This window comes from Streptomyces sp. NPDC087270 (assembly GCF_044744625.1).
In the GTDB taxonomy this organism is placed as follows: domain Bacteria; phylum Actinomycetota; class Actinomycetes; order Streptomycetales; family Streptomycetaceae; genus Actinacidiphila.
Map to the genome: position 1 here is coordinate 152,279 of NZ_JBIUYR010000007.1, position 17,864 is coordinate 170,142.

Annotated in this window: 13 protein-coding genes and 3 pseudogenes; 8 read left to right on the plus strand and 8 right to left on the minus strand. The window is 72.3% G+C overall.

Going from position 1 to position 17,864, the window contains the following annotated elements:
- Window positions 1-89 precede the first annotated feature (89 nt).
- From ACIPAE_RS16250 to ACIPAE_RS16260, 3 genes and pseudogenes are all read right to left on the minus strand, one after another.
- Window positions 90-977: pseudogene (locus ACIPAE_RS16250) on the minus strand (enolase C-terminal domain-like protein).
- Between the two features lie 245 nt (window positions 978-1,222).
- Complete coding sequence (locus tag ACIPAE_RS16255; RefSeq protein ID WP_402445649.1) at window positions 1,223-4,612, minus strand: S8 family peptidase; 3,390 nt, start codon at window positions 4,610-4,612, stop codon at window positions 1,223-1,225.
- Between the two features lie 241 nt (window positions 4,613-4,853).
- Window positions 4,854-5,945: a helix-turn-helix domain-containing protein gene (locus tag ACIPAE_RS16260; RefSeq protein WP_402445651.1), complete on the minus strand. Its 1,092-nt coding sequence runs from the start codon at window positions 5,943-5,945 to the stop codon at window positions 4,854-4,856.
- Between the two features lie 317 nt (window positions 5,946-6,262).
- Here ACIPAE_RS16260 and ACIPAE_RS16265 point away from each other — a divergent pair.
- A pseudogene (locus ACIPAE_RS16265) lies at window positions 6,263-6,412 on the plus strand (NPCBM/NEW2 domain-containing protein); the annotation flags it as partial.
- Between the two features lie 222 nt (window positions 6,413-6,634).
- Here the strand turns inward: ACIPAE_RS16265 and ACIPAE_RS16270 are convergent.
- Entirely contained in the window at window positions 6,635-7,606 is a 972-nt protein-coding gene (locus ACIPAE_RS16270; RefSeq protein WP_402445653.1) for a LysR family transcriptional regulator, read from the minus strand.
- Between the two features lie 122 nt (window positions 7,607-7,728).
- Here ACIPAE_RS16270 and ACIPAE_RS16275 point away from each other — a divergent pair, with 122 nt between their 5' ends.
- Both ACIPAE_RS16275 and ACIPAE_RS16280 read left to right on the plus strand, forming a co-directional pair.
- Entirely contained in the window at window positions 7,729-8,676 is a 948-nt protein-coding gene (locus ACIPAE_RS16275; protein WP_402445655.1) for an NADP-dependent oxidoreductase, read from the plus strand.
- A 48-nt stretch (window positions 8,677-8,724) separates the two neighbouring features.
- A complete protein-coding gene (locus ACIPAE_RS16280; RefSeq protein WP_402445657.1) occupies window positions 8,725-9,324 on the plus strand; it encodes a flavodoxin family protein in 600 nt (199 codons plus the stop codon).
- Between the two features lie 104 nt (window positions 9,325-9,428).
- Here the strand turns inward: ACIPAE_RS16280 and ACIPAE_RS16285 are convergent, their stop codons facing one another.
- Entirely contained in the window at window positions 9,429-10,175 is a 747-nt protein-coding gene (locus tag ACIPAE_RS16285) for an SDR family NAD(P)-dependent oxidoreductase (protein WP_402445659.1), read from the minus strand.
- Window positions 10,176-10,271: 96 nt separating this feature from the next.
- Window positions 10,272-10,703, minus strand: a complete 432-nt coding sequence (locus tag ACIPAE_RS16290; protein WP_329371446.1) for an Rrf2 family transcriptional regulator — start codon at window positions 10,701-10,703, stop codon at window positions 10,272-10,274.
- A 128-nt stretch (window positions 10,704-10,831) separates the two neighbouring features.
- On the opposite strand from ACIPAE_RS16290, the pseudogene ACIPAE_RS16295 reads away from it, so the two are divergent.
- A pseudogene (locus ACIPAE_RS16295) lies at window positions 10,832-11,135 on the plus strand (SDR family oxidoreductase); the annotation flags it as partial.
- A gap of 117 nt (window positions 11,136-11,252) precedes the next feature.
- Here ACIPAE_RS16295 and ACIPAE_RS16300 read toward each other — a convergent pair.
- A complete protein-coding gene (locus ACIPAE_RS16300) occupies window positions 11,253-12,176 on the minus strand; it encodes an SDR family NAD(P)-dependent oxidoreductase (protein WP_366414235.1) in 924 nt (307 codons plus the stop codon).
- Window positions 12,177-12,276: 100 nt separating this feature from the next.
- Between ACIPAE_RS16300 and ACIPAE_RS16305 the strand changes: the two genes are divergently transcribed.
- A complete protein-coding gene (locus ACIPAE_RS16305; RefSeq protein ID WP_402445662.1) occupies window positions 12,277-12,942 on the plus strand; it encodes a TetR/AcrR family transcriptional regulator in 666 nt (221 codons plus the stop codon).
- Between the two features lie 82 nt (window positions 12,943-13,024).
- On the opposite strand, the gene ACIPAE_RS16310 is transcribed toward ACIPAE_RS16305, so the two are convergent.
- On the minus strand, window positions 13,025-13,882 hold the full coding sequence (locus ACIPAE_RS16310; RefSeq protein WP_366414233.1) for a 3-hydroxybutyryl-CoA dehydrogenase: 858 nt from the start codon (window positions 13,880-13,882) through the stop codon (window positions 13,025-13,027).
- A 232-nt stretch (window positions 13,883-14,114) separates the two neighbouring features.
- On the opposite strand from ACIPAE_RS16310, the gene ACIPAE_RS16315 reads away from it, so the two are divergent.
- The 3 genes from ACIPAE_RS16315 to ACIPAE_RS16325 all read left to right on the plus strand — a co-directional run bounded on the left by ACIPAE_RS16315 (window position 14,115) and on the right by ACIPAE_RS16325 (window position 17,825).
- The gene (locus ACIPAE_RS16315) at window positions 14,115-15,416 is read left to right on the plus strand and encodes a glycoside hydrolase family 10 protein (protein WP_402445664.1); all 1,302 of its coding nucleotides are present in this window, start codon (window positions 14,115-14,117) and stop codon (window positions 15,414-15,416) included.
- Between the two features lie 137 nt (window positions 15,417-15,553).
- Window positions 15,554-16,288: a hypothetical protein gene (locus ACIPAE_RS16320; RefSeq protein ID WP_329371459.1), complete on the plus strand. Its 735-nt coding sequence runs from the start codon at window positions 15,554-15,556 to the stop codon at window positions 16,286-16,288.
- A 385-nt stretch (window positions 16,289-16,673) separates the two neighbouring features.
- On the plus strand, window positions 16,674-17,825 hold the full coding sequence (locus tag ACIPAE_RS16325; protein ID WP_402445666.1) for a methyltransferase: 1,152 nt from the start codon (window positions 16,674-16,676) through the stop codon (window positions 17,823-17,825).
- Window positions 17,826-17,864: the final 39 nt, after the last annotated feature.

Here is a 17,864-nt window from a genome sequence, read left to right on the forward strand (position 1 = left end):
TCCCGGCGAGCCGTCGGACGTGCCGCTCCGCCCCTGCCCCCTCTCCGCCCATGGACTCGGAACCGCTGCCGGGCCGACCGGCGCTCAGGTCACCAGCGCGGCTTGGCCGGGTCGAAGTCCGGGTGGAACCGTCGCATGTAGCCCGTGTCGTCGCGGCCGGTGATGCCCTGCCGCAGGTAGTTCTCGTGCAGCCGAGCGAGCGCGTCCCGGTCCAGCCGCACGCCGAGCCCCGGCGACGTCGGCACCGGCACGGCCCCGTTCACGAAGGTCAGCGGATGCTCCACCACGTCGACGCCGAGCTGCCACGGCGTGTGGGTGTCCGCGGCGTACGCCATCTGCGGCAGGGCCGCACCGAGATGGGTCATCGCGGCGAGGCTGATGCCGAGGTGGCTGTTGGAGTGCGTCGACAGGCCGAGCCCCCAGGTCTCGCAGATGCCCGCCAGCCGCACGGACTGCCGCAGCCCGCCCCAGTTGGTGATCGGTCCTCCGGATACTCCAGCAGGCCCTGCGTCTCGGCGGCGACCCGGCGCGAAGTCGCCACGCTCCAGGCGGCGTTGGGGTGGATGCGCGGCGGCAGCGTGGGGAACTCCGCGCGCAGCGCGCGGATGGCGTCGAGGACGGCCGATCGCCTGGCCCTGGAGGTCCAGGCAGGCGACCGCGAACGCGGAGAAGACCCGCAGCGCCGTCTTCTCCGGGCCCATCCCTCCGGCGGGCCCGAGCTTCTCCGCCGGTGCCTCGGCGGTGCCGAGCAACTGGTCCACCACGGACCTGAGATGCTCGGTCCGGAACGGGTCCAGCCCGACGAGCAGCGGTGCCACCGTACGCAGCACCGTCAGGCGCGAGGCGTCACCGTAGGTCTCGCCGAGCCCGACCAGGCCGTCCCCGCAGTCCACTTCGACGATCGCGCGCAACGCCCACGGCTCGTGGCAGCCCACGGCGTTGAGCAACGGCGGGTCGGGGAACGCGAGGGGCGTGATGCGACGACGACCCGGCGTACCCGAAGGACAACACCGTCGTCACCGCCGACCCAGGGGTGGTGACGGTCACCGACGGGACGGCGCGGCTGGGCGGTGACGACCGGATCGCCGCGCAACTTCCCGGCTACCACCGCATTCCCGTCGACCGCATCGGGCTGAGGTGACCACCCGGAAGGCGGCGCGATAGCCGAAAGGAGCGGGCCCGTGTCCCTGACACGGGCCCGCTCCTCCGTCTGCCTGTCCGGCTAACGCACGTCGTAGGCGCGGGTGACGGTCTGGGTGACCGCGTTGCCGTTCGCGTCGGTGAGGGAGACCTTCAGCGTGACCTGCTTGCCGGCGGCGCCGGTGTGGTCGAGGACAGCGGTCCACTTCCCGTGCTGCTGACGGGCCGGCGCCTGGGTCCAGGTGGCGCCGTCGTCGTAGGAGTAGGACAGCGCGGCCGCGGTGATCGCGCCCGGGGTGTACCCGGCGTGGCCCTCCGCCGACAGGCCGACCGTGATGCCGCTCCGCGCGGGCAGCGTGTTCGTACTGTCCACCGGCAGGTCGTACGCCGGGAACAGGATCGGCAGGCCACGGGAGGAGACGTCCGGCTCCAGGTGCGAGCGGAAGCTCCAGGTGGTGGTGACGGCGGTGGAGCGCAGCCAGTTCGGGTCCGAGGTCGGGATCTTGGACAGGTTCTGGGTGAGCTCGTAGGCGGAGTCCTCGGGCGGCACCGTGAACACGTCGTACGGATACGCGCTGGTGGCGATCTGCTCGCCGTTGCGCTTCAGCACCAGGTTGCCGAGGTCGCCGAACGACGCGCCGTCGGACCAGTGGTCACCGGAGGCGTCGAGCCACAGCGCGCTCTGGAAGCCGATCAGGTCGCCCTGCCGCTCGGCGGCCAGTTCCAACTTGCCGTCCGTGTCGCGCGGCGCCGCCGGCCGCAGGAGACCGCGGTACCACTCCTCGGTACGGCGCTCGCCGGCCCGGTAGGTGCGGTTCTGGTCGCCCATGTACGCGGCGAACGGGAAGCTGGTCATCGCGCCGTGCTGCCAGACGTCGTCGCCGGTCGTGTAGTAGGCGGTCCGCGTCCCCGGTACGTGGACCGGGTCGAACAGGCTCACCGTGATGCTGGTGCCGCTGTCCGAGGAGGGGACGAGGAACAGCCCGTCCATGTAGTCGGCTTCCTTGCCGAGGGCGTACCACTTCTCGGTGACCTGGGCCAGCTTGGTGTCCCGCGGCCGGTAGACCTGGTCGGACGTCAGCGGGCCCTGCGTCGGGAACGAGAGGTTGTAGACGTACGGCGAGCCGTTCTGCGTACCGGTCGCGCGCCAGGTGGGCCGGAACTCGAAGGTGCCCTTCTTCGCGCGCCCGTCGACGGAGGCGTAGAACTTCTGCACGTCGCTGCCGGCCATCAGCGAGCCGCTCAGCTGCCAGGTGTCGTCCCAGGTGCGGCCGTAGCTGAAGGTGGTGTGGCTCACCGTCGAGGGGCGGTCGGTGCGCACGCTCAACCGGTGCGCCGTGCGGGCGTCCAGGACGATGGTGGTGTCCCGGGTGAGGTGGACCTGCGGGCGCGCGAGGTAGCCGATGGATTCGACGGCGTTGTCCGCGTCGTAGGTGGCCACGAAGCCGGAGAGGGCGTAGTCGCCCGGCCGCACGCTGTACGTCTGGTCGCTCGCGCCGTCGTTGCTGCGGCGCTCGCCCTTGGCGGTGTCGAGGCTGACCAGGTCCACGGACGAAGCGCCGGTCGCGGGCGCGCCGTTGCGGTCGACGACCTTGACCCGCAGGGTGAGCGTCTCCGGCTGGACGTAGAGCGTGACCGGCACGGAGACGTGCGCGCCGCCGCCGGTGGCCGTGATCCGGCCGGTGACCGCTCCGTACTGGGCGGCGGTGAGACGGGCGGTCGGATCGATCCGCACCGGCACCTGGACGGTGGCCCCCGCGGGAACGCTCACCTTGCCCTGCGCCGGCTTGATGACGGGGGAGCCGACGTCGCTGCCGTCGTTGCCGTGCACGCCGCTGACCTTGAGACCCAGGGTGACCGCGGCCGTGCCGGTGTTGGTGAAGGGCACCTGCACGGTGGTGCGGTCCGAGGCGTCCTGCGGCCAGTTGTAGCTGCCGCCTTGCACGGCCGGCGCGGAGAGCACCTTCTGGTGCACCGCCGCGTACACGTCGAGGACACCGCCCCCGGTCTGGTCGGCGCCCGCGACCTTGCCGCCGGTACGGGCGGAGGAGACCAGCGCGGCCTTGATCTGCTGCGCGGTCCAGGTCGGGTGGGCCTGGCGGACGACGGCCGCCGCGCCGGCGACGTGCGGGGTGGCCATGGAGGTGCCCGACATCGTCTGGTAGGCGTAGACACCCCGTCCGCCCGCCTTGGCCGCGAGGATGTCGACGCCGGGGGCGGCGATCTCGGGCTTGAGGGTGTGGGTGACGGCCACCGGCCCGCGGCTGGAGAACGACGCGGTGGCGTCCGTCTGGTCGACGGCCCCGACGGTCAGCACGCCGGGCGCGCAACCGGGCGAGGAGACGGTCTCGGTGCCGGGACCGGAGTTGCCGGCGGCGACGACGAACAGGGTGTGCGTGTTCTGCGAGAGATCCTGCGCGGCCTGGGCCAGCGGGTCGGAGCAGTCGCCGATCTCGGGGTTGCCCAGGCTCATGGAGACGACGTCGGCCTGCTGGTCGACGGCCCACTGCATGCCCGCGATGATCCAGGAGGTGTCGCCGGAGCCGCTGTCGTCGAGGACCTTGCCGATGAGCAGGGAGGTTCCGGGGGCGACGCCCTTCTCGCGGCCGTCGCTCGCGGCTCCGGAGCCGCCGACGGTGGAGGCGGTGTGCGTGCCGTGGCCGTGCCGGTCGTCGGTGCTGTCGGAGTCCGTGAAGTTCTTCGACTCGGCGATCCGGTCGACCAGGTCCGGGTGTTCGGCGTCCACACCCGTGTCCAGCACGGCGACCTTGGTGCCCTTGCCGTCGTAGCCCTCGGCCCACGCCTGCGGCGCGTGCACCTGCTGGGTGGACTGCTCCAGCGTCGCCTTGACCTTGCTGTCCAGCCACAGCTTCTTCAGCGAGGAGGCGGAACGCGACCGGGTGCCGGTGATGTCCTGCCAGAAAGTGCCGGCGGTGGACTTGTCGGCCTTGAGCGCGACGCCGTCCACGGCCGGGAGGCGCAGGCCCTGCTCGGCGCCCCGCGGGGCCGCCGGCGCACTGGCGGCGACGTTCACCCCGTTCTGGTAGGTGGCGATGAGGGGCAGCGTGCTGCTGTGGGCGTCGTCGTACCCCTGGCGGATGAGCCCGGTGACGTTGAACAGCTGCTGGTCGACCTTGCCCTCGGCGATCGCCTGGGCGGCGTCCGCCGGGTAGACATAGAGGTCCTTGCCCGACTGGAAGGTCTCCACCAGCGGCTGGGTGCCGTCCTCGTGGGGCAGCACGGCCGCCGAGCTGTGGCCCGACGGGTCCGTGGTCACCACGACCTTGTCGCCGGTGACGAGGGTGACGGTGACCTGCCTGCCGCCCGTCGCCGCGGTTCCGCTGCCGGTGAGGGGACGTTGCCCGGAGGCACCGTCAGGGGGTGCGGTCGCTGCCCCGGACGGCGCGCCGGCGGTGACGGCCAGGACGGCGGCGGTCGCCGCGCCCAGGGCCATCCGCGCTATTGGATGCATGAGTCTCCCTACTCGAAGCCGTGGACATGCCATGCTCGGCTGCATCCTGGCAGGGATACGGATCGCTGAGACGCGCCGCGGGTGACGGGTCTCCCGCGTGACGGCATTCCGACAATCGGCCGTGTCCGCCGGGTCGTTCCGCCGCGCGGGGTCCGTTCCGCGGGCGCATTCCGCGGGGGGATTCCCCGGACGGATTCCGCGGACGGACTCCCCGTGCCCGGCCCCTACGGCGGTGATCCGCTCAGAGCCAGCCCGCGCGTGCGGCGTGCCATCCGAGTTGGAGGCGCGACCCTCCGCCGGCGAGGTCCGTCAGCCGGCGTACCCGTCGCTCCACGGTGCGGATGGAGAGGCCGAGTTGGGATGCCGCCCGGCGGTCGGAGACCCCGGCCAGCAGCAGGGCGAGGACCTCCAGCTCCTCCGCGGTCGGCTGCGGGTCGCCGGCCGTGTCCTCCAGGGTCCCCGTGCCGGTGAACACCGGCCGGGCCTGGGCCCACTCCTTCTCGAAGAGATGTACCAGGGCCGTCAGCAGACCGCTGCGGTGAACGACGACCGCGCTCGGCACGCCGCCGGAGTCCGTCATCTCCAGCGGCACCATGGCGCGTTCCCGGTCCGAGATGACCATCTTCAGCGGCAGCGAGTCGACCAGGCGAAACGCGACGCCCGCCGTCACGGCCTCCCGCACGTCCCGCACCACGTCGTCACCGTCGAGATAGTCCTTCGCGGCCACCACCCGGAAGTCGACCCCCCGGCCCAGGGCGGAACTCTCCGACGAGTCGGCGTCCTCCCGTGCCACCGCGACGGCCTCGCCGACGAGGAAGACGAGCAGTTCCCGCTGGGCGCCGCAGTGCAGCTGGTGGAACCGGTGCGCGACCTGCTCCGCGCCGACGACCACCTCCACGACACCGCCGTCCGTGTGCGCGGCGGTGTGGCGGTACCGCTCGGTCAGCTTCGCGTACGCGGTCTCGGCCAGGTGCAGGGCGTTGCGCTGCTCGACGAGGAGGGGGGCCAGGGCCATCGACGGTGGGGTGAGCCGGTAGCGGGTGGGCCGGCGGACCCCGGCTCCGGGCTCTTCGGGTGCGGATGCGGATGCGGGTCCGGGTCCGGCTACGGGTCCGGGTTCGGGCCGGCCTTCGAGCCCGGCCGGGCCCGATGTCCGGGTGTCGGTGGCGACGGCCACCAAGCCGCGTGCCGTGAGGTCCCGCAGTATCCGCTCGCTGGTGGCCTCCTCAAGCCCGGTCTGCCAGGCGAGGTCCTGCGCGGAGGCTGCCGGTCCGGCCAACAGCGCCATGTACACGGCCTCTTCGGGCGCGCCCAGCCCCAGAGCCTCCAGCATCGGGTCCCTCCTCGAGCGGCCACCGTGTCCGACCCCGGCACGACTCGCCTGCGCCAAGTGGATCTTCTGGACCGAACCCTATCCCGCCGTCAGGAACGGGCCGCCCGGGCGCTGTTGCTGCCGACACGGTCCACCGGATGGGCGTTCGCGAGCACTCGGATGGGAGTTCCTGAGCGCTCGCCGCCGGGCGTCCCTGGTGCGGTCGGCGGCTTCGCTGCCCCGCGCCGGCGTGGCGAGCGAGTCCGTACAGACGTCTTAACGCCGCTCGGCGCGACTGTGCCCTCCCCTTCCAGCAGAGCGGCCGCCCCTTCTCCGTCATCCTCGACGGCGAGGTCCTCACCACCACCCCGGTCCTCACCGGGCAGTCGGCGCCGGTCAGCATCGACGTCCCCGTCACCGACGGTCAGATCCTCGACCTGGACGTCGGCGACGGCGGCAACGGCAACGACCACGCCGACTGGGCCGCCCCCGTCCTCACCTGTGGTCAGGGCCGGTCCGACCGATCCCGCCCGGCCCGAGGCGATCGACAACGCGGGCCCGCACCGCCCCCCGCGAGACCCGAGTCGCGGAGCACCGCCTTGTCGAACTTGTGCGAAGAACGGACTGCCGACCGTGTACTGGGCCGACGCGGGGTTGACCGGGCCGGCGGGCGCGCTGCCGTGGGCGGTGACCGGGGGAGCGGTGCTCTGTCAGGTGGCTGCCCGCGGGGTGCCCGGCTCCGGCCGGGCGGCCTCCGCCACCTTGGTGGCCGCCCGGACGAACGCGGCGACGGCCGGGCGGCGGGAGCGCTCCGGCCAGACCACGGACAGGGTCGCCGGCGCGTGGTCCTCGACCGGCCGGTAGGCGATCTCGGGGCGTGGATAGCGCCGGGTGAGCGAGGCGGGGAAGAAGCAGACGGCGCTGCCGAGTTCGATGAGCTTGAAGATCTGCGGCAGGTCCGAGGAGTCCTGCGCCGCCGCGGACGGCTGGTCCCGGTCCCGGCCTTGGCCCGGGTCCCGGCCCTGACCGGACGGGCGGGCGCGCGCCACGCCCGGCCCGCCGTGGGCAGCGTCCAGCCCCTGGTCCGCGGGGGACCCGTCGGGCAGCTCCCAGCCCGCCAGGTCGGCGAGGCGAACGGACGTACGGGCGGCCAGCGGGGCGTCGGCCGCGACGGCGATCAGGTACGGCTCGGTGACCAACTGCTCGGAGTCCAGCCCGCGCTCGTCGAAGGGGCCGAGCAGCACCGCGGCGTCCGCACGGCCGTCGCGTACCGCCTGGGCCTGCTCGCCGTAGCGGCCGAGCACCAGCGCGACCGGTAGAGCCCCCTCCTCGCGGGCGTACTCGCGGAGGATGGCAGGCAGCAGGCCGCCGTCGACGTCGGCCTTGAGCGCGAGCCGAAGCTTCTGCGTGGGTTCCCCGGCGTGCCGGGCCCGCCGGCCGGCGGCGCTGACCGCGTCGAGTGCCGTCCGTGCGTCCCCCAGCAGCACCTCGCCGGCGCGCGTCAACGTGACCTGGCGCGTGGTGCGCTGGAACAGTCGCACGCCGAGCTGACGCTCGATCTCCCGGATCGCGCGCGAGAGCGGCGGCTGCGCAATGCCGAGCCGCTCGGCCGCGCGTCCGAAGTTGAGCTCTTCCGCCACCGCGACGAAATAGCGCAGCTGCCGCGTCTCCAGCTCATTCATACCTCCAGGGTATAGCCGGGTATCGGATCGGTCCTTCAGGTCCGCCGTCGGCTCGACTTGAGTGGTGAGTGGCACGCAAGAAGAGCCGACCGAACGAGCCGACCGAACAGGAGAGATCCGCCATGCGAGCAGTCGCGGTACGGAAGACCGGTGAGACGCCCGAACTGATGGACCTGGCCGTACCGAGCCCGGGGCCGGGAGAGCTTCTGGTCAGGCTGGAGGCGGCGTCGCTCAACCCGATCGACGCGGGCATCGCCGAGGGCTTGATGCCCATGCCCGCCACCTTCCCGCTCGTCCTGGGCGTGGACGGTGCGGGCCGGGTGACGGAAGCGGGCGAGGGAGTGCGCGGGCTGGCGCCCGGCGATGCCGTGCACGGACAGTTCCTGCGCGCGCCCCTGGGCAGCGGCACGTTCGCCGAATACGTGGTGGTCCCGCAGTTCCCGGAGGTCGGTGCGTTGCGGCGCGTGCCGGACGGGATGTCCGCCCGGGTCGCGGCGGCGCTGCCGACCGCCGGCATGACCGCGCTCGGCGCGCTCGACTCCATCGGGCTCAAGGCCGGGCAGTCGATCCTGATCGTGGGCGCCACCGGCGGGGTGGGGGTCTTCGCCGTCCAGTTGGCGGCCGCGCGGGGAGCGCAGGTGATCGCCACCGCCCGGGCCGACGCCGACCAGTGGCTCCGCGAACTCGGCGCCACCCGGACCATCGACTACACCGCCGTCGACGTGGTCGAGCAGCTCCGTGCGGACCACCCGGACGGGGTGGACTGCGTACTCGATCTCACGCGGGACCCGGCCCGCTTCGCGCGGTACGCGGGGCTGGTACGGGACCGGGGCGCGGCGGTGTCCGCGACGCTCATCGCGTCGCCGGAGCTGCTGGCGTCGGAGCGGATCGCCGTGAGCAACTTCATGATGCGGGACAAGCCGGACCTGCTCGCCCGGATCACCGCCGAGGTCGCGTCCGGCCGGATCACCGCCCCGATCCGGCAGGACGTCCCGCTGGAGCAAGTTCCGCGGGAGCTGGCCCGGATCATGGCCGGCGGTGCGCGCGGAAAGACGACCGTACGCATCTGAGCGCCGCGTTGGCGTTCCCCGCGAAACGCCTCGCATCCCCATCGCGCCGTGCCTGGCATTTCCCCCGGTCCCCTGGTCTCCATCGCCTACCACTCCGGCTTCGGCCACACCGACGTGCTCGCCGAGGCGGTCCGCGCCGGGGCCGTCGACACCGGCGCGGCCGTCCACCTGATCAGGGTCGACGAGATCACCGACGAGCAGTGGTCCGCGCTGGACTCCTCGGACGCGATCATCCTCGGATCACCCACCTACATGGGGACCGCCTCCGGCGCCTTCCACGTCTTCGCCGAGGCCACGTCGAAGCGTTTCGCCCCTGCGGTGTGGCGCGACAAGCTCGCCGCCGGGTTCACCAACTCCGGGGCGATGAGCGGTGACAAGCTGCACACCCTGCAGTTCTTCACGGTGCTCGCCGCCCAGCTCGGCATGCACTGGATCAACCTCGGCCTCCATCCCGGCTGGAACACCTCCCAGGCATCCGAGAACGACCTCAACCGGCTCGGCTTCCACCTCGGTGCCGCCGCCCAGACGAACGTCGACCAGGGCGCCGAGGCAGTCCACAAAGCCGACATCGCCACCGCGGAACACCTCGGCCGCAGCGTGGCCCGAACCGCCACCGTCTTCCGCGCCGGCCGGCTCCCCACCGCCTGATCCACCCCCCACGGGAGGACGTATACGCGTCCCCTGTGCCGTGCTGAGCAGGTGTCAGCGCGTCGTCCCCGGCGCGGGGGTGGGTGTCGAGGTCGTCGGGGTGACTAGAGCTGGGTGGTGCCGCCGTCGACGAGGAGTTCCGCGCCGGTGGTGAAGGAGCTCTGGTCCCCGGCCAGGTAGAGGGCGGTGGACGCGACCTCGTCGGGGCGGCCCGCCCGGCCGAGGGGAGTGGGCGCGGGGCGCTCGGCGGCGTCGCCGTCCTGCGGGAGCGCGGCTCGCAGTTCGTCGGCGCCGGGGGTCGTGACGGGGCCGGGGGTGAGGGCGTTGACGCGGATGCCGCGGTCGGCGAGTTCGGCGGCCCAGGTGCGGGCGAGGCTGCGGATCGCGGCCTTGGTGGCGGCGTAGACGCCCAGGCCCGGGACTCCGCGCAGGGCCGCGCTGGAGGAGAGCAGGATCACCGAGGCGCCGGCCGGCAGCAGCGGAAGCGCCTTCTGGACGGTGAAGATCGTGCCCTTGAGGTTGATGGAGGTGGTGCGGTCGTACTCCTCCTCGGTGATCGAGCCGAGCGGGCCGAACTCGCCGACGCCGGCGTTGGCCACGACGATGTCGAGACGCCCGCCGCGCTCGGTGATCTCGGCGAAGAGCCGGTCGAGGTCGTCGAGTTCCGATACGTCGCTGCGGATGCCGATGGCGCGGTCGCCGACCTGTTCGACGGCGTGCTCCAGTTCGGCCTTGCGGCGGCCGGTGAGGTAGACGGTGGCTCCCTCGGCGGCGAACCGGCGGGCGATGGCCAGGCCGATGCCGGTGGAGGCCCCGGTCACGAGGGCGGTCTTGTCGTCCAGCTGTCCCATGGCATTCTCCGAATGAGTTGATGTAACGGTTGTGGTTACATTGGGGACCGCGAAAAGCGCGCTGCCGGCGCGGCCCGGTCGGGCCCGCGGTCGAAGCTAGGTGGCTTTCAGTACGTCGTGCAGCACATCTTCCAGCGTGGTTCTCGCCAGTTCCGCGCGGAGAGCGGTCTCGACCCCGTCGTAGACGACGCTCAGCACCGGCGCTATGCCGTGGCCCACGACGCACTCGGGGTCGGGTGTGGCGGGATGCAGGGCGAAGATCGGCCCCGGCTCCACCGCTTCGTAGACGTCGAGCAGGGTGATCGTCGGCAGGCCCCGCGACAGCGTCCAGCCGGCGCCGGCGCCTCTGCGCGAGTCGACCAGGCCGGCCTTGCGCAGTTGGGCCAGCAGGCGGCGGATCACCACGGGGTTGGTGTTGACGCTCGTCGCGATCTGCTCGGAGGTGGCGACCTCGTGGCCGCGGCGCTGGTACAGCCCGATCCAGGTCAGGGCGTGCGCGGCGACGGTCAGCCTGCTGTTGGCTCCCATGTCGTCCCTCGCCTCCGTCCTGTTGTAACCGTAACAGTTATGACTGCCCGCGGCGAGGACCCGAGCCAGTTCCGCGAACGGACGACCCGAGCGGAGGCCCGAGCGGACGACCCGAGCGGACGACCCGAGCGGACGTCCTGCCGCTCGTGCGGGCCCAGCGCCGCGGGCACATCGTGAACGTCTCCTCCGTCTCGGGGCTGCGGGTCTACCAGACCGCGGCCGTCTACAGCGCCACCAGACACGCGGTCCGCGCCCTGTCGGAGGGCCTGCGCCAGGAGAGCCGGGAACTGCGGGGCACCGTGATCAGCCCGGGCCTGACCCGGAGCGAACTCAATCGCCGAAGCGGTCCGCTACGCCGTCGACCAGCCCGCCGACGTTGACGTCAACGAGGACGTCGACGAACTCGTCGTCCGGCCCACGGCCCAAGGATGAACGGCGCGCACCCGCGGCACGGCGACGGAAGGGCGGCGGCGCCGATGGCGACCGAAGAGCACGCGCGCGACCGAATCTGCCGCGAGACGACCGGGTCGGCCTTGGCGCGGCCCGGCCTCAGGAATTCCTCCGCTGCGGGGTCGGCACGGGGAACGTCACCCCGGTGAGCTCCTCGGAGACGGTCCACAACCGCTGCTGCGTGGCCTGGTCGTGGGAGTCGGGACTGGAGTCGACCAGCTTCGGGTAGCCGCGGATCTCCCCCCGGTTGCCGGGACCGTAGTACTGGCCGCCGATGACGGCCGGATCGGTGGCGGCGCGCAGGGTGGGCAGGGCGCCCATCTCGGGTTTCTGGGTGAGCAGCGGCGCGAGCCAGGCGATGGGCACCCGAAGCGCGGCGGGTGTGTTGCGGATGAGTTCGGTGTTGGACACGCCGGGATGGGCGGCCACCGCGATCGTGGTGCCGTGCGGACCGAGCCGGCGCTGCAGTTCGTACGTGAACATCAGGTTGGCGAGCTTGGACTGGCCGTAGGCGGCGGCGCGGCCGTACGAGCGCTCCCATTGCAGGTCGTCGAAGTGGATGGCGGCCCGGATGCGGTGGCCGGTGCTGCTGACCGTGACGACGCGGGAGCCGGGGACGGGCAGGAGCCGGTCCAGCAGCAGGCCGGTGAGGGCGAAGTGGCCGAGGTGGTTGGTGCCGAACTGCAGCTCGAAGCCGTCGGCGGTGGTCTGCTTCGGGGTGTACATCACGCCCGCGTTGTTGATCAGAAGGTCGATGCGCGGGTGGGCGGCGCGCAGGTCGGCCGCCGCGGACCGGACCGAGTCCAGGGAGGTCAGGTCGAGGGCCTGGACGGTGACGTCGCCGGTGATGCGGGCGGCGGCCCGTTCGCCCTTCTCGACGTCGCGGACGGCCAGGACCACCGCCGCCCCGCGCGCGGCGAGCATCCGGGCGGTCTCGAAACCCAGCCCGGTGTTGGCGCCGGTCACGATCGCGACCCGCCCGTGCTGATCGGGGATGTGCTGCTCGGTCCAGTCGCCGTTCATGGCGCACTCCTAAAAAACCGTCGGTCTGTTAAGACCTCCAACGTAAGAGACCGGCGGTCTCATGTCAAGGAACCGGCGGTCTTTAAGCTAGGCTGAGGGCGTGACATTCCAGCGGGCGCGAAGCGAGGAGCAGCGGGAGATCCGCCGCCGGGCGATCCTGGACACAGCGGCGGCGATGCTCGACGAGATGCCCGTGGCCGAGGTGAGCCTCAACGAGCTCAGCCGGCGGGTGGGCCTGGCCAAGTCGAACGTCCTGCGGTACTTCGAGTCCCGCGAGGCGGTGCTGCTCGAACTCCTGGACGTCTTTCTGGGGAACTGGCTCGCCGAGCTGGCGGACGAGCTGGCCGCGGGCATCGAGGCGCACGCGGCACCGGAAGTGCGGGCAGGCCAACTGGCGGAGATCCTCAGCCGGTCACTGGCCGGCCGGGTGGTGCTGTGCGACCTCTTCGGCGCGCAGGGCGGCGTCCTGGAGCACAACGTCTCGGTCGAGGTGGTCAAGCGCCACAAGCGCTCCTCCCTCGCGCGGCTCGCGGACATGGTCGAGCTGGTGCGCCGCCACGTGCCCGAACTCGGCGACGGCACGCAACTGTTCTGCCTGACGAGCCTGGTCTCGGCGGGCGCCTTGTCCGCGTACGTCCCGCCGCCGCCCAGCCTCCTTGCCACCTACGCGGACGAGCCCGCCCTCGGCGTGCTCAACCTGGAACTGCGTGACGCGCTGCGCTTCTCCTTCACCTCGGCGCTTCTGGGTGTGCTGCCCCGCGCCTGAGCTTGCCGTGCGCTGTACGGGAAGGCGGTCGGGTGGCCGCGGACGACGCGGTGCAGGGCGCAGGGCGTATGCCGGGGGGCCGTCAGTACGCGTAGAAGCCCGCGCCCGACTTACGGCCGAGGCGGCCCGCGTCGACCATGCGCTGGAGGATCGGCGGAGCCGCGTACAGGGGCTCCTTGTACTCCGCGTACATGGAGTCGGCGATCGCGGCGACGGTGTCGAGGCCGATCAGGTCGGAGAGCTTGAGCGGGCCCATCGGGTGGGCGCAGCCCATCTCCATGCCGTTGTCGATGTCCTCGCGGGTGGCGATGCCGGACTCGTACATGCGGATCGCGGAGAGCAGGTAAGGCACCAGGAGGGCGTTGACGACGAAACCGGAGCGGTCCTGGGCGCGGATGGGGTGCTTGCCGAGGACGTCGGTGACCAGGGCCTCGGCCCGCTTGACGGTCTCGCTGCCGGTGGTGAGCGCCGGGATCACCTCGACCAGGCGCTGCACGGGCGCCGGGTTGAAGAAGTGGATGCCCACCACCTGGTCGGGCCGCGAGGTGGCCACCGCGAGCCGGACCAGCGGGATGGAGGAGGTGTTGGAGGCGAGGATGGCGTCGGGGCGGGTGACGACCTGGTCGAGGGTCTTGAAGATGTCCAGCTTGACCTGCTCGTTCTCCACCACCGCCTCGATCACCAGGTCGCGGTCGGCGAACTCGGCGAGGTCGGTGGTGTAGCTGAGCCGGTCCAGCGCCGCGTCCCGCTCCTGCTCGGTGAGCTTGCCGCGCTCGGCGGCCTTGCCGAGGGAGTTCGCCAGGCGGGCGCGGCCCAACTCCAGCGCCTCGCCGGTGGTCTCGGCGACCCGGACGTCGAGCCCGGCCTTCGCGCACACCTCGGCGATGCCCGAACCCATCTGGCCCGCGCCCACCACTCCGACGCGCTGGATGTCACTCACTCGTCAGCCTCCCGACCGTCGGCCGTGTCCGGCCTGCCGCTGCCTGCACCCGGCAGGCACTTGATCGCATACCTGGCTCGTACCTGATCGTGTTCCGGACAGACGTTACCGCCCACCGGAGCCGCCGGGCCCGGCGCCCTGCCCCTTCAGTGGACTGGACCATTCGGCGGTTGCCGCCATTGCCCCGGACCATCATCATCGGCGGATCTGGACGGTAGATCAGGAGGACGGTATGGACCCACTCTCCCGTAGAACCTTCACCGTGGCGGCGGCCGGCACGCTGGCCTCGGCCGCGGCGATCGGCACCGCGCAGGCCACCGCGCCCACCCCGGCCGCTGCCGCGCGCCCCGCGCCGGGCACCGCCGGCGCCGCCCGCCCGGCGGGCCCCGCGCACCGGCCGCCCACCGCCCGCCGCGAGCTGCGCGGCATGTGGATCGCCACCGTCGCCAACACCGACTGGCCGTCCGCGCCGGGCCTGTCGCCGCGGGAGCAGCGCGCCGAACTGATCGACCTGCTCGACACCGCGGTCGAACGCCGGCTCAACGCCGTGATGTTCCAGGTCCGCCCGACCGCCGACGCGTTCTGGCCGTCGCCGTACGAGCCGTGGTCGCAGTACCTCACCGGCACCCAGGGCCGCGACCCGGGCTGGGACCCGCTGGGCACCGCCGTGCACGAGGCGCACCGCCGGGGCCTCGAACTGCACGCCTGGTTCAACCCGTACCGGGTCGCGATGACCGACGACCCCGGCACGCTCGCCCCCACCCACCCGGCCCGGCTGCACCCGGAGTGGGTGCTGCCCTACGGCGGCAAGCTGTACTACGACCCCGGGCAGCCGGCCGTCCGCCGCTTCGTCGAGGACGCGATGCTCGACGCGGTGCGCCGCTACCCGATCGACGCCGTGCACTGGGACGACTACTTCTACCCGTACCCGGTGGCCGGCCAGACCTTCGCCGACGACGCCAGCTACGCCCGCTACGGCGCCGGCTTCCCCGACCGCGACGCCTGGCGCCGGCACAACACCGACCTGCTGGTCAGCGAGATGGCGGCGCGGATCAAGCAGATCCGGTCCGGCACCCAGTACGGCATCAGCCCGTTCGGGGTCTGGCGCAACGCCGCCACCGACCCGCTCGGCTCGGCCACCCAGGCCGGCGTGCAGACCTACGACGACCTGCACGCCGACACCCGAGGCTGGGTCAAGCGCGGCTGGTTGGATTACATCGCCCCTCAGGTCTACTGGAACATCGGCTTCGCCGCCGCCGACTACGGGGTGCTGGTGCCCTGGTGGTCCGACGTCGTGGCCGGCACCCGGGCGAAGCTCTACGTGGGGGAGGCGCTCTACAAGGTCGGCGTCGCCGGCCAGCCCGCGCAGTGGCAGGACCCGGCCGAGCTGTCCCGCCACCTCACCTTCGACGCGGACTACCCGCAGGTGCGCGGCAACATCTACTTCTCCGCCACCCAGGTCACCGCCGACCCGCTGGGCGCGATGACCGAGGTGGTGGCCGAGCACTACCCGACCCGGGTGCGCACGCCGTGACCTGACGATCCGTCAACTGCCGTACGGTGCGCCGCTGCCGTACGGCATGTCGCGGCCGGGTCGTGGCCCTGTCACGGCCCGGTCGTGATCGGATAAACCGTTCGTACGTCGATCAGCTCCGCTGTTACGTTCTTCCCGTGGCGAAACTCAACCAGATCATCGCAGTCGAGAAGGGCGCCAAGTCCAAGGCCCACCACGAACTGGCGTCCGCTCAGCGCGACTTGCTCAAGCCCGCACTGCTGTCCGGCATTGCCAGGACCTACCAGCCCAAGGACGAGGAAGGCGAGCAGTTGCCGCCCGAGTCCACCCGGGTCCAGGTCCAGGCCGAGCAGGTGCTGCGGTCCGCGACGACCGCCCTGACCCGGCTCTTCGACGTGACCGCCACCAAGGACTGGGCCAACTGCGAGGCACGCGCCGACATCACCGTGGACGGTCGAGAGCTGGTCCGCGACGTGCCGGTGACGTACCTGCTCTTCCTGGAGAAGCAGCTCGTCGAGCTGGGCCAGTTCATCCGCAAGCTGCCGGTGCTCGACGCCGCCGAGGCGTGGAACCTCGACGCCTCCACCGACGCTTGGAAGACCGAGCCGGTACGCACCATCCGCACCCGCAAGGTGCCGCGCAACCACGTGAAGGCCGAGGCGACCGAGCAGCACCCGGCGCAGGTCGAGGTCTACTACGAGGACATCGCGGTGGGCTACTGGACCACGGTGAAGTTCTCCGGCGCACTGCCGGCCCGCCGGGTCAACGAGGTGCTGGAGCGGGTGGAGAAGCTGCAGCAGGCCGTGCAGTTCGCCCGCGAGGAGGCGAACGGCGCAGAGGTCACCGACCAGCGGGTGGGGGATGCCGTCTTCGGCTACCTGCTGGGGTCGTAACCCCCGTCAAGCCCCCTCCGCCCGAGTGCGGAGGGGCCCCTTCGCCCAGCGGAGGGGAGCGCGAGGAGCGCAAAGCTGAAACTGAAGCTTGTCGTGAGGCGGCGACCGCGCGCAGCGGCGCCGCACTGAATCTCAGACTCTCGCTCCAGACTCAGCATGTGCCGCCGACCGCCGGCCGACCGTCTTGGGGAATGGGATCGCGAAATGCCGGTTCGACTCCGGCCCGCCGCTCTCGTGCGGCGGTAGTGAAAAGGCATCACGCGCGAGGTGAAGCTCACCCGGGGCGGCAACACGGGCCGACGGCAGCACAGGGCGGCATCAGCGGGGCCCGGGGCCAGGACAAGGCCCCGGGCCTCACCTACGTTCCGGATACGCTGGTCGCACGATGCACCGATTCAGCTCGCCGTGGGGCGACCTCGACCTGACCCGTTTCCCGGCCGACCCGCGCGAGCAGCTGCGGGCCTGGGACGCCGCCGACGCGTACGCGCTCCAGCACCTCGCCGACACCGGGGGACCGGCCTCGCCCGGCGCGACGGTCGTCCTCGGCGACCGCTGGGGCGCCCTGACCACCGCGCTCGCCGCGCACGGCGCCACCCGCCCCACCCTCGTCACCGACTCCTTCCTCGGCCGGTCGGCCACCGAGGCGAACCTGCGGCGCAACGCCCCGGCCGCCGGCGCCGACCTGCGCACCACCCGGGACGACCCGCCCGGCCGGGTGGACCTGCTGATCGTCCGCGTGCCCAAGAGCCTCGCCCTGCTGGAGGACCAGCTGCACCGGCTCGCGCCCGCCGTGCACTCCGGCACCACCGTGCTCGGCACCGGCATGGTCAGCGAGATCCACACCTCCACGCTCCGGCTCTTCGAGCGGATCATCGGCCCCACCACCACGTCGCTGGCGGTCCGCAAGTCCCGGCTGATCTTCTGCACGCCCGAACCGGGCCTGGCCCGCGGTACGAACCCGTGGCCCGTGCGGTACGCCCTGCCCGACGACATCGGGCCGATGTCCGGGCATCCGGTCGTCAACCACGCCGGGGTGTTCTGCGCGGACCGGCTCGACCTCGGCACCCGGCTGCTGCTCGCGAACCTGCCGCAGCGCACCGGGCCGGACCGGGTGGTCGACCTCGGCTGCGGCAACGGCGTCGTCGGCACCGCCGCCGCGCTCGCCAACCCGGCCGCCGAGGTGCTCTTCACCGACGAGTCCTACCAGGCGGTCGCCTCCGCCGAGGAGACGTTCCGGGCGAACGCCCTGCCGGGGGCGAAGGCCGAGTTCACGGTCGGTGACGCGCTCACCGCGCTGCCGCCCGAGAGCGTCGACCTCGTCCTGCTCAACCCGCCGTTCCACTCCCACCGCGCCACCACCGACGCCGCCGCCCGCCGCATGTTCACCACGGCGAGGGCCGCGCTACGGCCGGGTGGGGAACTCCGCGTCGTCGGCAACCGTCACCTCGGCTACCACGCCCGGCTGCGCCGCCTCTTCGGCAACTGCGACGTCGTCGCCTCCCACCCGAAGTTCGTGGTCCTCCGCAGCACCAAGTAACACGCCCCCCGGGGCACCGCCGCCCGCAAGGACGAGCGG

Coding starts and splice junctions, on each gene's coding strand:
- ACIPAE_RS16255 (WP_402445649.1), bottom strand. CDS start 4,612: ATGCATCCAATAGCGCGGATGGCCCTGGGCGCGGCGACCGCCGCCGTC.
- ACIPAE_RS16260 (WP_402445651.1), bottom strand. CDS start 5,945: ATGCTGGAGGCTCTGGGGCTGGGCGCGCCCGAAGAGGCCGTGTACATG.
- ACIPAE_RS16270 (WP_402445653.1), bottom strand. CDS start 7,606: ATGAATGAGCTGGAGACGCGGCAGCTGCGCTATTTCGTCGCGGTGGCG.
- ACIPAE_RS16275 (WP_402445655.1), top strand. CDS start 7,729: ATGCGAGCAGTCGCGGTACGGAAGACCGGTGAGACGCCCGAACTGATG.
- ACIPAE_RS16285 (WP_402445659.1), bottom strand. CDS start 10,175: ATGGGACAGCTGGACGACAAGACCGCCCTCGTGACCGGGGCCTCCACC.
- ACIPAE_RS16290 (WP_329371446.1), bottom strand. CDS start 10,703: ATGGGAGCCAACAGCAGGCTGACCGTCGCCGCGCACGCCCTGACCTGG.
- ACIPAE_RS16300 (WP_366414235.1), bottom strand. CDS start 12,176: ATGAACGGCGACTGGACCGAGCAGCACATCCCCGATCAGCACGGGCGG.
- ACIPAE_RS16315 (WP_402445664.1), top strand. CDS start 14,115: ATGGACCCACTCTCCCGTAGAACCTTCACCGTGGCGGCGGCCGGCACG.
- ACIPAE_RS16325 (WP_402445666.1), top strand. CDS start 16,674: ATGCACCGATTCAGCTCGCCGTGGGGCGACCTCGACCTGACCCGTTTC.